This window comes from Pleomorphomonas oryzae DSM 16300, from assembly GCF_000422965.1.
Classification (GTDB): Bacteria; Pseudomonadota; Alphaproteobacteria; order Rhizobiales; family Pleomorphomonadaceae; genus Pleomorphomonas; species Pleomorphomonas oryzae.
Genome location: NZ_AUHB01000004.1, coordinates 166812 through 179533 on the forward strand (window position 1 = coordinate 166812; position 12722 = coordinate 179533).

Sequence of the window (12722 nt, forward strand, 5' to 3'; positions counted from 1 at the left end):
TGGCGATATCGGCAGCCGAAGAGGCCGTCGATATCGCAACAAAAGCGGCTAGACCTGAGAAAAACGCCCACCCGGCCCTCATATGAGGCCCAGCGTCGAGACGCGCCGCGGCCTTGGCCTGGCGCCGGCCCGGATCGCCTTCTGCGTCGGCTGCTCTTCGAACAGCTCCGCCAGCTGATCTGTCATGGCGCCGGCCAGTTCCTCGACGTCGACGATGGTGACGGCGCGCTTGTAGAAGCGCGTCACGTCATGGCCGATACCGATGGCGATCAGTTCCACCGGCGAACGCTCCTCGATTTCCTCGATCACGTAACGCAGGTGCCGTTCGAGATAGTTGCCGGGATTGACCGACAGCGTGGAATCGTCGACCGGTGCGCCATCGGAGATCATCATTAGGATGCGGCGGTTCTCCGGCCGGGCGAGCAGGCGCTGATGCGCCCAGTCGAGCGCTTCGCCGTCGATGTTCTCCTTGAGAAGGCCCTCGCGCATCATCAGGCCGAGGTTGCGGCGCACACGCCGCCAGGGAGCATCGGCTGGCTTGTAGACGATATGGCGTAGGTCGTTAAGCCGGCCGGGACCGGCAGGTTTGCCGGCGGCGAGCCAGGCCTCACGCGCCTGCCCGCCCTTCCAGGCCTTGGTGGTGAAGCCGAGAATCTCGACCTTGACGCCGCACCGCTCCAGCGTGCGGGCGAGAATGTCGGCGCAGGCGGCGGCCACGGTGATCGGCCGGCCACGCATCGAGCCGGAATTGTCGATGAGCAACGTCACCACAGTGTCGCGGAAGTCGGTGTCGCGTTCCATCTTGAAGGCAAGCGGCGCCAGCGGGTCGGTGACGACACGGGTGATGCGCGCCGTATCGAGAATGCCTTCCTCGATGTCGAAATCCCAGGAGCGGTTCTGCTGGGCCATCAGGCGGCGCTGCAGACGGTTGGCAAGCCGCGCCACCACGCCGGCGAAATTGACCAGCTGCTTGTCGAGCAGCGCGCGCAGCCTTTCGAGCTCGGTGCCGTCGCACACGTCTTCCGGCCGCGTCACCTCGTCGAACTTCTGGGTGAACACCTTGTAGTCGCTGACCGGCTGCTGGTTGGTGAACGGCAGCTCGGGCCGCTTGGCCTCGCCGGGATCGCGCGAATCGTCGTCCTCGTCGAAGTCGCCTGGATCGTCCGACATCTCCGACTCGGCGTCGCCCTCGGAAGTTTCCTCATCCTCGCCGGCCACCTCGCGCTCACGGGCCGCCGTCTGGTCGGCGTCGGCATCGTCGGCCGGTTCGGCCGAAGCCTCGCTGTCCTCCGCCTCCTGCTGCTCGCCTTCCTGGTTGTCGTCCTGATCGGGATCGCTGCCGAGTTCGTCGCCCATCTCGAGGTTGACGAGCAGATTGCGCGTCGCGCGGGCGAAGGCCTGCTGGCTGGAAATGGCGTCGGAAAGACCCTCGAGGTCGGCGCCTGCCCGCTCCTCAATGAACTCGCGCCAGGCTTCCATGAGCGCCTGGGCGCTCTTGGGCGGCGGCGCGCCGGTCAGCTTCTCGCGCACCATCAGCGCTACCGCCTCGGAGAGCGGCGCGTCCTCGCGGTTCTCGATGTGCTGGAGATTGGCGCGGAGATAGCGCTCTTCAAGCATGGCCGCGAGATTGCCGGCGACGCCCGGCATGGCGCGGGCGCCCAGCGCCTCGCAACGGGCCTGCTCCATCGCCTCGAACACCGCCTTGGCGCGCGGCCCTTCGGGCACGAAGGTGCGATGCACCGTCTCGTTATGACAGGCCAGGCGCAACGCCAGCGCGTCGCCGGCGCCGCGCGTCACCGCAACGTCGAACGCCGTCGGCCGGCGCGGCGGATCAGGCACGCGCGCCTTATGGCCGGCCAGCGACGGCCGGTCGGCGGCGAACACCACCTCCAGCTCGCCATCGCCGGAAATGGCCCGCATCGCCGTGGTCACCGCTTTCTTCAGCGGTTCGACGGCCGGCTGGCCGCCCTTCTGCGTTTCGGGATGCGCCATCTCGCAAATCTTCCGTTGGGTCAGCTCAGGAGGATGTTGGCCGCACTCTCCGGCAGTTCCTTGCCGAAGCAGCGCTGGTAGAACTCGGCCACCTGCACCCGCTCGGTCTCATCGCACTTGTTGAGGAAGGTGAGACGGAAGGCAAAGCCCACATCGCCGAAGATCGCAGCGTTCTCGGCCCAGGTCAGCACGGTACGCGGGCTCATCACCGTCGAAATATCGCCGTTGATGAAGGCCGATCGCGTCATGTCGGCAACCCGCACCATCTTGGAGATGGCATCGCGGCCTTCCGGTCCGGTGAACGTCTTGGCCTTGGCGGCGATGATGTTCACCTCGTGGTCGTGCGGCAGATAATTGAGCGTGGTGACGATCGACCAGCGGTCCATCTGGCCCTGGTTGATCTGCTGCGTGCCGTGATAAAGGCCGGAGGTGTCGCCGAGGCCGATGGTATTGGCCGTTGCGAACAGGCGAAACGCCGGGTGGGGGCGAATGACGCGGTTCTGGTCGAGCAGCGTCAGCTTGCCGGCCACTTCCAGCACGCGCTGGATGACGAACATCACGTCCGGCCGGCCGGCGTCATACTCGTCGAACACCAGCGCCACGTTGTTCTGCAGGGCCCAGGGCAGGATGCCGTCGCGGAATTCGGTGATCTGCTTGCCGTCTTTCAGAACGATGGCGTCCTTACCGACGAGATCGATACGACTGATGTGACTGTCGAGGTTGACGCGCACCAGCGGCCAGTTGAGGCGGGCGGCGACCTGCTCGATATGCGTCGACTTGCCGGTGCCGTGATAGCCGGACACCATCACGCGGCGATTGTGGGCAAAACCAGCGAGGATCGCCAGCGTCGTGGCGCGGTCGAACAGATAGTCCGGATCGAAATCGGGAACGTGTTGATCGGCCTTGGAATAGGCGGGCACTTCGATGTCCGTGTCGATACCGAACACCTCGCGGACCGAGACCCGGATATCGGGCAGCGGCGCGTCATACGTCTGAGCCATGAGACCTCCTGGAGCGACCAAGCGGAGGGAGGAAGTCGCTCCGTCGAATCGGGAAAATAGGGCCGGATCAACAGAATCCGGCGGTCTTTAAGTAATTATAGGCTTGAATGATCTCTCGCAACCGTTCCTCTGACGACCGATCGCCGCCGTTGGCATCCGGATGGTGGCGTTTGACCATGATCTTATACTGCGCCTTGATCTCGTCCTTGGAGACGCCAACCTCGAGATGCAACGTTTCGAAGGCGCGCTGCGTCATCGGCGACACATGCCGGCGCGGCTCCTCCGGCTCAGCGCGCATACCGCCGGCCCGCGAGCCGTGGAAGACACCGAAGGGATCGTTATAGGTCGGCTCGGCCGGCCGTCGTCGTTGGCCGGCGTTGGGATCGGTCTGCCCCCAGCGGTTGACCGATACCGTCCAGGTCGGACGATGCCCCGTAAGGGCGTCCTTCTGGAAGGCCATGACGGCGTCGTCACCCATGCCGGAAAAGTAGTTGTAGGATTTATTGTAGAGCTGCACGTGCTCCAGGCAGAAGTGATGGTACTGCCCTTCGCGGCCGCGGCCCTTGGGCGCGCGGTAAGCGCCGGCGCTCTCGCAGCCGCCCCACTCGCAAGGTGGAAACTGGTCGCGGGCAACGCTTTCCTTGTCCGGCTTGATTCGGAGTTTGTCGAAGAGCTTGGAATGGGAATTCATGGTCCGCCGATTATGGGCACAGGAATGCGCGTCGGCAAGGCGTTGACAATCGGCATTCATGGTCGCCAGATACCAGATTGCTTCGCCCGCGCCGCCCCACGAGGATACCCCATGGTTTCGACGACCCCGCCCGCTTCCACCCGCAAGAGCCGCATTGAGGCGGCGCTCCTCGCCGAACTGTCGCCAACCGACCTCATCGTGGTCGATGACAGCGAGCGCCACCGCGGTCATGGCGGCTGGCGCGAGGGCGGCGAGACCCATTATGCCGTTGAAGTGGTATCGGCAGCCTTCGAGGGCAAGAGCCGGCTGGCCCGCCAGCGCCTCGTCATGGACGCCTTGAAGGCGGAATTCGCCAGCGGTTTGCATGCCCTCTCGGTTACCACCCGCGCACCGGGCGAATGATTCCGGGCCGTTAGGAAAAGGGTTCGACCGCGGCCGGCATCCCATGCAACTTCGGCAGATCTGAATTGCGCGATGGTTTCGGGAAACCGCGCCGGCAAAGCGTCGTCACTGGGACCGGAAGGCGTCGTCGACCGGTGCCACCTTCAGCGCCGTGATGCGGTTCCTCTGTCGCCGCAGTACGCGGAAGCGGAAGCCGTGGAAGGTGAAGGATTGGCCGGGATCGGGGATCATGCGCGCCTCGTGAATGACCAGACCGGCGATGGTGGTCGCCTCGTCGTCGGGCAGGCGCCAGTCCATCATGCGGTTGAGATCGCGGATCGGTACCGCCCCGTCCACCGAGGCCGAGCCGTCTGGATAGGGGCGGACGCCCTGCACCACCACATCCTGCTCGTCAGTGATATCGCCGACGATCTCCTCGAGAATGTCTTCGAGGGTGACGAGACCTTGCACGTCACCATACTCGTCGACCACCAGCGCAAGATGGATCTTGCGCTTCAAAAAGGCCTTGAGCTGGTCGGCGGCCAGCGTCGTATCCGGCACGAACCAGGGGGGCGTCATCAACGTCTCGACACAGACCTTGCCGGTATCGCCGTCGGCTCGATCGATGGCGCGCATCAGTTCCTTGGAATGCAGCACGCCGACGATGTTGTCCGGCTCGTCACGCCACAGCGGATGGCGGGTGAAGGGGCTGGAAATCAGCGCTTTCAGGAGATCGCCGACCGGCATGTCGATGTCGAACGTCCGCATCTTGGTGCGATGCACCATGATATCTGAGAGCGGCAGCTCGCTGAGATCGAGCACACCGCCGACCATGTCGCGATCGTCCTTGACCACTTCGCCCTCGCGATGCAGCAGGTCGACCGCCTCGCGAATTTCCTCATGCGCCGTCCAGGCCGCCTCGCGTGGCGTCTTGCTGACCAGTCTCAGCGGCGCAATCACGCCTCTCTCGATGCCGCCGATCAGCGGTTCGAGCAAGCGGGACGATACCTCGATGGCCGGCAGGAGGATGAGAGCCGAGCGCTCCGGCCTCAGCGACACCATGACGCGCGGCACGGCATCGAGCAGAATGGCGAGGAAAATGCCGCCGACCGCCCAGCCGGCAAGGCGCAGGGGATCGGTCTCGAAGGATAGCACGGCCCGTGTCGCGAAGATGGTGAGCACCACTGTCGACACCTGCCGTGCCAGGCGGATGGCCGATACGGCCCGCGCCCGTTCGGCGGTCAGCTCGACGAGCCGCGCGATGCGGCGGTCGCCGAGCCGCTCCATGTGATGCAGCTTGGTGCGGTTGGACGCGAGCAGCGCCGAACCGGCCGCCGACAGGATAACCGTGATGACAACGAACAGAGCGACCGGCACACCGGCGAAGACGAGATCGGCGATCTCTCCGCCCTGTCCGCTCATCAGGCCTGCCCCTCGCTGAGCTTGTCGGTCAGGAAGGCACGCACCGCCTCGGCCGGCACATCCTTGGCGATGAAAGCCTCGCCGATACCGCGACTGAGGATGAAGGTCAGCGCACCGTTCTGCACCTTCTTGTCCTGGCCGATCAGTTCCATGAAGGCACTGACGGACGGCGGACCGCCGGGAATCTCGGACAACCGCGTCGGCAGACCGACCTCGGCCAGATGGGCCCGAACCCGGCTGGCGTCGTCCGGCGACATCTGGTTGAGGCGCGCCGAAAAATCGTGAGCCAGCACCATGCCGAGCGACACCGCCTCGCCGTGCACCACGGCGCCACTATAGCCGGCAGCGGTCTCGATGGCGTGGCCAAAGGTGTGGCCGAGATTGAGCAGCGCCCGATCACCCATCTCGCGCTCGTCGCGCGCCACGATGGCCGCCTTGGAGCGGCAGGAAACAGCGATCGCCTCGGCCCGCGCCGGCCCGCCGGCGAACACGTCGCGCCAGTTCCGCTCCAGCGAGGCGAAGAAATCGACATTGTCGATCAGGCCGTATTTGACCACCTCGGCATAGCCGGCCCGGAACTCGCGCTCGGGCAGCGTATCGAGCACCTTGGTGTCGGCCAGTACCAGATCCGGCTGATGGAACACGCCGACGAGGTTCTTGCCGTGGCGGCTGTTGATACCGGTCTTGCCGCCGACTGACGAATCGACCTGCGACAGCAGCGTCGTCGGCACCTGCACGAAACGCATGCCGCGCCGCACGACGCCCGCCACGAAGCCGGCGAGATCGCCGACCACACCGCCGCCCAGTGCCACCACAGCATCGCCCCGTTCGTAGCGGCCGCCGACCACCTGATCGACCACCTGCTCGAACACGTCGAAGCACTTGGAAGCCTCGCCGGCCGGGATAACCACGGCGCTGGCCGTAACGCCGGCGCGCCTCAGCGATTTCTCGAAGGCAACGAGATGCCGGCCGGATACGTTGGAATCGGTGATGATGCAGGCGCGCGCTTTCGGCAGCATCGCACGGAACCAACGGCCGGCATCAGAGACAAGCCCTTCGCCGATCAGGATCTCGTAGGACCGCTCGCCGAGTGATACCGGTACCCGGACGATGCCGTCCGCTTCCTCTTCAACTGTCATTTTAGCCCCCGCCCGTTCCCCGGCTGTTTGCGCCATCACGGCGCGCTTTTGTCCCGTCCCGCTTCCTCGACAAGCCAAGCGTCCAGCGCCGACACCACCGCGTCGACCATCGCCTCATGCGGCACGTCGATCGACTGGACGGTGAGGTCCGCCTCGGCATAGACTGGATAGCGCGCCTCGACGAGCTTTCTCAGCGTACCCTCGGGATCGGCCGTCTGCAAAAGTGGCCGCGTCGGCCGCCGCCGGACCCGCTCGTAAAGCAGTTCCCAATCGGCCTTGAGCCAGATCGACACGCCGGCGCTGCGGATCGCCGCCCGCGTCTCGGCATTCATGAAGGCGCCACCGCCGGTGGCAATGATCTGCCGCGGCTCGCGCAGCAGTCGGGCAATCACCCGCCGCTCGCCCTGGCGAAAATAGTCCTCGCCATGTTCGGCGAAAATCTCGGTGACGCTCTTCTTGGCTGCGTCTTCGATCGCCGTATCGGCGTCGATGAAGGTCAGGCCGAGACGGCCGGCAAGGCGTTTACCGACCGACGTCTTGCCCGCTCCCATCATACCCACCAGCACCACCGAACGGCCGCCGAGCAGTTCGACGATGCGCGCATGGGCGCCACCGCGCCGGTGGGCGGCGTCGTGGTCGCGGCTGCGGCTGGTCTTGACGTCGGTCATGAGAAGTCTCATGGGTTGGGGCAAAGCTTCTGTCAAGCTGTTAGCGCTGCCGAGCGACCTTGCCGGACCGGACACGGAGCGGAACCATGCCCACCATTACCCGCTTCCTCGGCTTTCTTCTCGTTCTGGCCATTGCCGGCACGGCGGCCATTCTGGCGCTGGCCTACCTGGTGAAGCCGGAGCCGCGCACCTATACCGTGCCGATCGATCCCTCGGTTCTATCCGGCGCCAAACTGCTATCGCCACCACCCGCCCCGGTCACCACGACGCCTGCCACGCCGGACCCGGCAGCTCCTGCCACGTCGCCGGGCAAGACACCATGAGCGTCAGCGACACCACGTTGATCGAGACCTATCTCGAAGCGGCCAGCATTGAGGACGCCGCGTCCGACAACACACTGATCGCCTACCGAGCCGACCTCGATCTCTACACGGGTTTCCTCGCCGGCCGTGGCCGCAGCCTGCTCGACGCGACCACCGATGACGTCGAGGCGTTCATCGCCGGGCTCGCCACCGAGGGCTACGCCGCCGCCACCCAGGCGCGCCGGCTTTCCGCCATTCGCCAGTTGCACAAGTTTCTCTACACCGAGGGCCGGCGCGCCGACGACCCGACCGCCCAGGTGGATCGCCCGCGCACCCGTCGCCCTCTGCCGAAAGTGCTCTCCGTCGACGACGTGGGGCGACTGATGGACGCCGTCGCGCTGGCTGCCGCCGAACCGTTGGACGACCAGGCCGAGGCGCTGCGCCGCGCTCGCTTCTCCGCCATGCTAGAAACGCTTTACGCATCCGGACTGCGCGTCTCGGAACTCGTCTCGCTACCGGCCGGAGCCATCCGCGAGAATACGGCCGCCATCACCGTGCGCGGCAAGGGGTCCAAGGACCGGCTGGTGCCGATCGGCACGACGGCGCGCACCGCTGTCCTCGCTTATCGCCAGCTTCTCAAGGCAAGTGGCCGTCACGCCGGCAGCCCCTTCCTGTTCCCAGCCAATTCCAAGACCGGCCACGTCACCCGCCAGAGCTTCGCCCGCGAACTGAAGGACGCCGCCGCCCGGCTGGGCATATCGCCGGACAAGGTATCGCCGCACGTGCTGCGCCATGCCTTCGCCAGCCATCTACTGCAGAACGGCGCCGATCTCCGGGTGGTTCAGGAGCTGCTCGGCCATGCCGATATCGGGACGACGGAGATCTACACTCACGTGCTGGAGCATCGGCTCGCGGCGCTCGTTGCCGATCATCATCCACTGTCCGAACAGTAATCGACTTGGTAATGGCACGAAGATGACCACAGATTTGCCGGCTTTCGCGGCAATTGGCGTTGACAAGGCGGTGGTTCGGAAGCCAAGTGTGCGCGGCTGCCGCACCCACGGTTGTCCCCGCGGGGCAAGACGGCAGCCGGGGTACTAGAAGAGAGCCGGATGAGAAGCTATCTCGACTTTGAGAAACCCATCGCCGACCTTGAAGGCAAGGTCCAGGAACTGAAAGCCCTGGCCGATAGCGGCAATGCCCTTTCAATCGACGATGACATCGCCAAGCTCGAGACGAGCGCTGCCCAGGCGCTTGCCGACATCTACACTCGTCTGACTCCCTGGCAGAAGGCGCAAGTGGCTCGTCACCCGGACCGGCCGCATGCCGTCCATTACATCGACAAGCTGATCACCGACTGGACACCGCTGGACGGCGACCGCAATTTCGGCGAGGACGCGGCCATTCTCGCCGGCCTCGGTAGCTTCCGTGGCCGGCCCGTGGCGGTGATCGGCCAGGAGAAGGGCCACGACACCCAGACGCGCATTCGCCACAACTTCGGCATGGCGCGTCCGGAAGGCTATCGCAAGGCCATTCGCATCATGGAGCTGGCCGACCGCTTCAACCTTCCGGTCATCTCGCTGGTCGACACGGCCGGCGCCTATCCCGGCATCGGCGCCGAGGAGCGCGGCCAGGCCGAGGCTATCGCCCGCTCGACTCAGGCCTGCCTCAGGGTCGGCGTGCCCATCGTGTCGGTGGTGATCGGCGAGGGGGGGTCCGGCGGCGCCATCGCCATTGCCACCGCCAACCGCGTCTTCATGCTGGAGCATTCCATCTATTCGGTGATCTCGCCCGAAGGCGCCGCCTCGATCCTGTGGAAGGACTCGGCCAAGGCACAGGACGCAGCGATGAACATGCGCATTACGGCCCAGGATCTCGCCCGCTACGGCATCATCGACGGCATCATCGAAGAGCCGGTCGGCGGCGCCCATCGCTCGCCCGATGTGCTGGTCGAGGCGGTGGGCGGCGTCATCGAGGCGGCATTCGCCACTTTCGACGGCAAGAGCCGCGACGAAATTCGCGCCGACCGTCGCCGCAAGTTCCTGGCGATCGGTCGCGATCTCAAAGTCTGACGCTGAGGATCGAATTTACGATTTCTCATCGTCTTGCCATGAATTTCTCATGTTTCCAGTGGAAATGAGGGCGTCTTGACGGCCTTGGGCAACCCATGAGGCCTACCGCTCGATCCAAAAGGCGGTAACCTTTCGGTAACCATCACCGTCGAGGATTGCTTCATGATATGTTGTCCGGCGCCCGGGGGGCGACCGGTCAGCCCCCGATAGCGCAGGCAACGCTACGGCGTCTATGAGTGAAACGGAGAGCATGACCTCGTTCTGCCCGACCCAGCCCTCCTCTGGCATTTCCATTGCCGGTCGCCTTACCCGACTCGTCGGCGCTCTTGCTGTCGCCGCGCTTCTTGCAGCCTGCCAGGCCGACGAGATCGGCTACGGCTACGGTCCCAAGGATCAGCGGCCGGTGTCGCCGAAGACGATCGAGCTGATGAAGAAGCTCGACATGAAGCTCTCCTCGCCTGTGCTGATGCGCATCTTCAAGGAAGAGAACAAGTTCGAAGTCTGGAAGATGAACGCGAGCGGCCGCTACGCGCTGCTCAAGAGCTATGACATCTGCCGTTGGTCGGGCGCTCTCGGCCCCAAGGTCAAGGAGGGCGACAGGCAGGCGCCGGAAGGCTTCTACCCGATCACGCCCGGCCTGATGAATCCGAAGTCGGATTGGTACCTCGCCTTCAACACCGGCTTCCCCAACGCCTACGACCGTGCCAACGGCCGCAGCGGTACGGCGCTGATGGTGCACGGTTCCTGCTCGTCGCGCGGCTGCTATGCCATGACCGACCCGCAGATCCAGGAAATCTATGCCCTGGCCCGCGAGGCTTTCCGCGGCGGCCAGAAGGCCTTCCAGCTGCAGGCCTTCCCGTTCCATCTCGACGGCAAGAACATGGCCAAGCATTGGGACGACCCCAATATGCCCTTCTGGAAGATGCTGAAGGAAGGCTACGACACCTTCGAGCTGACGCATCTCGAGCCGAAGGTGGACGTCTGCGGCCGCAAATACGTGTTCAATGCCAACCCGGCCCAGCCGTTCGACACCGTCGCGGCCTGCCCTGCCGACCTCGGGCAGCCGAAAGAACTCGTCGCCTCGCTCCAGACGAGAGCCAAGGCCGACTATGCCGAGGCCGAGGTGCTGTTCGCCAAGCTCGAAAACGACAGGAAGGCGGAAGAGGACAAGCGGGTCCAGTTGGCGCTGGCCGCCGAAAAGCGCAAAGCCGACGAGGAAAGGGCCAAGGCCGATGCCGAAGCAGCGCGCATCGAAGCCGAACGCAATCCCAATGCCATCGCCCGTCTGTTTGGAGCCGAGCCCAATCCGGATGCCGGCATCACGGTGGGACCGGTGATCGTGCCGCCGACCGGTGCGCCGGTTCCGATCTTCGATCCCCGCGGGCCGCAGATCCATGCCGTCGCGATGGCTGAACCCGTCGAGCAGGAACGCACCGGCACAATCTCTCGGCTCTTCTCCTTCGTGACAGGCGGCGACAAGAGCGAACCGGCACCGGCGGCCGTCCCGTCGATCGCGGCAGCATCGCCCAGTGTCGCCCCGCCGCCACCGAGCGCGCCTGTGGCCCCAACGTCGCCGGCTGCGCCACCGACACGGATCGCAGCGCCCATTCCACTCCTGCCCGGCCAGTCGTTGCCGTCAACTGCGAGCCGGCCCGGCACAACGGCTCCGCCAGCCGCACCGCAGGCCATCTGCGCCATGCCGGGTGCCGTGGTTCCCGCCGGAACGCCGCCTTGCCCGGCAGTCGCTGCCGCGCCCGAGACCACGCAAAAGGACAAGAGCATTATCGACCGCATCGGCAGCTGGTTTTAGGACTCGTTAGCAGACGCGGACGACCGGCGCGGTTTTTGACTTCCGCTCCTGGAAGGACCGAGTTAAGCTCCTTCCATGAGCACCCTTTCGATCGACGTTCAGCGCGCCGCCGTCGAGGATGCCGCAGAAATCGCGGCGGTCCACGATGCTGCCTGGCGTTACGCCTATCGGGGTATTCTCGATGGCGTCGAACTGGAGCGGATGATCGAACGGCGCGGCCCTCGCTGGTGGGCCAAAGCCATCGCCCGCAACGTCGCCATGCTGGTCATCAAGGTGGAAGGGCGCGTCGCCGGTTACGCGACGCTTGGCCCCAGCCGCATGCGCGCCCTGCCCTTTCGGGGCGAGATCTACGAACTCTACCTTCATCCCGACATGCACGGTGTCGGTCTTGGCCGGAGATTGTTCGAGGAAGCGCGGGCAGCGCTGGCCGACATGCATCTCGATGGGCTTGTGGTGCGCGTGCTGGCGGCCAATGTCGTCGGTATCGGCTTCTACGAACGGCTCGGCGGCCAGGAGGTTGTCGGCTCAAGCGAGAAGATCGCCGGCCGGCTCGTGCCGGTCACCGTCTACGCTTGGCCGCCGGTCGGGCGCGGCTGAAATTCGGGCAGCGTGGCGCCCCGTCGCTGCTTGTGTCGCCTTGCTTTCGCCTCACCGTTACGGATAAACACGTGCTCGCGACTTTGTTTCTTTTCAAGGATTAATCATGCGCATCGACGCCGTTCCCATCGGCAGAAACCCGCCCGAAGATATCAACGTCATCATCGAGGTGCCGCTCGGCGGCGAGCCCATCAAGTACGAGATGGATAAGGCAGCCGGCGCCATGTATGTCGACCGCTTCCTCTACACGGCGATGCACTATCCGGGAAATTACGGCTTCGTTCCGCACACGCTGTCCGATGACGGCGATCCGATCGACGTCATGGTCGTCAACACCCGTGCCATCGTGCCGGGCGCCATCATGAACTGCCGGCCGATCGGCGTGCTCAAGATGCAGGACGAAAGCGGCCATGACGAGAAGATCATTGCCGTTCCCTCCGACAAGCTGACCAGCCGCTACTCCAAGATCAGGACGATCCAGGACCTGCCGGAGATCACCGTTCATCAGATCGAGCACTTCTTCGAGCACTACAAGGACCTGGAGCCCGGCAAATGGGTGAAGGTGACCGGCTGGGGTGGCGTCGACGAAGCGGGAGAGCTGATTCTGGCGGCCATCGCCGCCGGCAAACCCGCCAACCCTTGAGGTA

At 65.1% G+C, this 12722-nt stretch carries 13 protein-coding genes; 7 read left to right on the forward strand and 6 right to left on the reverse strand.

Translation table 11 applies throughout. The features are described 5' to 3' along the window. Positions 1-78 precede the first annotated feature (78 nt). From cobT to G522_RS0108435, 3 genes are all read right to left on the reverse strand, one after another. Entirely contained in the window at positions 79-1992 is a 1914-nt protein-coding gene (gene cobT / locus G522_RS0108425; protein WP_026790660.1) for a cobaltochelatase subunit CobT, read from the reverse strand. Positions 1993-2012: 20 nt separating this feature from the next. Beyond that, complete coding sequence (gene cobS / locus G522_RS0108430) at positions 2013-2993, reverse strand: cobaltochelatase subunit CobS (RefSeq protein ID WP_026790661.1); 981 nt, start codon at positions 2991-2993, stop codon at positions 2013-2015. A 67-nt stretch (positions 2994-3060) separates the two neighbouring features. Next, positions 3061-3684, reverse strand: coding sequence for a J domain-containing protein (locus G522_RS0108435; protein WP_026790662.1), 624 nt, complete (start codon positions 3682-3684; stop codon positions 3061-3063). A gap of 111 nt (positions 3685-3795) precedes the next feature. Between G522_RS0108435 and G522_RS0108440 the strand changes: the two genes are divergently transcribed. Then, the gene (locus G522_RS0108440; protein ID WP_084633041.1) at positions 3796-4086 is read left to right on the forward strand and encodes a BolA family protein; all 291 of its coding nucleotides are present in this window, start codon (positions 3796-3798) and stop codon (positions 4084-4086) included. 105 nt (positions 4087-4191) lie between these two features. On the opposite strand, the gene G522_RS0108445 is transcribed toward G522_RS0108440, so the two are convergent. The 3 genes from G522_RS0108445 to G522_RS26135 are packed head-to-tail and all read right to left on the reverse strand — an operon-like array spanning position 4192 to position 7294. Further along, entirely contained in the window at positions 4192-5487 is a 1296-nt protein-coding gene (locus G522_RS0108445) for an HlyC/CorC family transporter (protein ID WP_036838599.1), read from the reverse strand. After that, positions 5487-6626: a 3-dehydroquinate synthase gene (gene aroB / locus G522_RS0108450; RefSeq protein WP_026790665.1), complete on the reverse strand. Its 1140-nt coding sequence runs from the start codon at positions 6624-6626 to the stop codon at positions 5487-5489. The genes G522_RS0108445 and aroB overlap by 1 nt, the downstream gene beginning before the upstream one ends. Before the next feature lie 35 nt (positions 6627-6661). Further along, entirely contained in the window at positions 6662-7294 is a 633-nt protein-coding gene (locus tag G522_RS26135; RefSeq protein WP_051228452.1) for a shikimate kinase, read from the reverse strand. Positions 7295-7380: 86 nt separating this feature from the next. Here G522_RS26135 and G522_RS30370 point away from each other — a divergent pair, with 86 nt between their 5' ends. From G522_RS30370 to ppa, 6 genes are all read left to right on the forward strand, one after another. Further along, a complete protein-coding gene (locus tag G522_RS30370) occupies positions 7381-7617 on the forward strand; it encodes a hypothetical protein (RefSeq protein ID WP_036838602.1) in 237 nt (78 codons plus the stop codon). Continuing rightward, entirely contained in the window at positions 7614-8549 is a 936-nt protein-coding gene (locus G522_RS0108465; RefSeq protein ID WP_026790666.1) for a site-specific tyrosine recombinase XerD, read from the forward strand. Before G522_RS30370 ends, G522_RS0108465 begins: the two co-directional genes overlap by 4 nt. A gap of 159 nt (positions 8550-8708) precedes the next feature. After that, the gene (locus tag G522_RS0108470) at positions 8709-9668 is read left to right on the forward strand and encodes an acetyl-CoA carboxylase carboxyltransferase subunit alpha (RefSeq protein ID WP_026790667.1); all 960 of its coding nucleotides are present in this window, start codon (positions 8709-8711) and stop codon (positions 9666-9668) included. A 250-nt stretch (positions 9669-9918) separates the two neighbouring features. Next, on the forward strand, positions 9919-11478 hold the full coding sequence (locus tag G522_RS28925; protein ID WP_051228453.1) for a L,D-transpeptidase family protein: 1560 nt from the start codon (positions 9919-9921) through the stop codon (positions 11476-11478). A 75-nt stretch (positions 11479-11553) separates the two neighbouring features. Then, positions 11554-12075: a GNAT family N-acetyltransferase gene (locus tag G522_RS26150; protein ID WP_051228454.1), complete on the forward strand. Its 522-nt coding sequence runs from the start codon at positions 11554-11556 to the stop codon at positions 12073-12075. Positions 12076-12181: 106 nt separating this feature from the next. Then, complete coding sequence (gene ppa, locus G522_RS0108485; RefSeq protein ID WP_026790668.1) at positions 12182-12718, forward strand: inorganic diphosphatase; 537 nt, start codon at positions 12182-12184, stop codon at positions 12716-12718. The last annotated feature ends 4 nt before the right edge of the window (positions 12719-12722 follow it).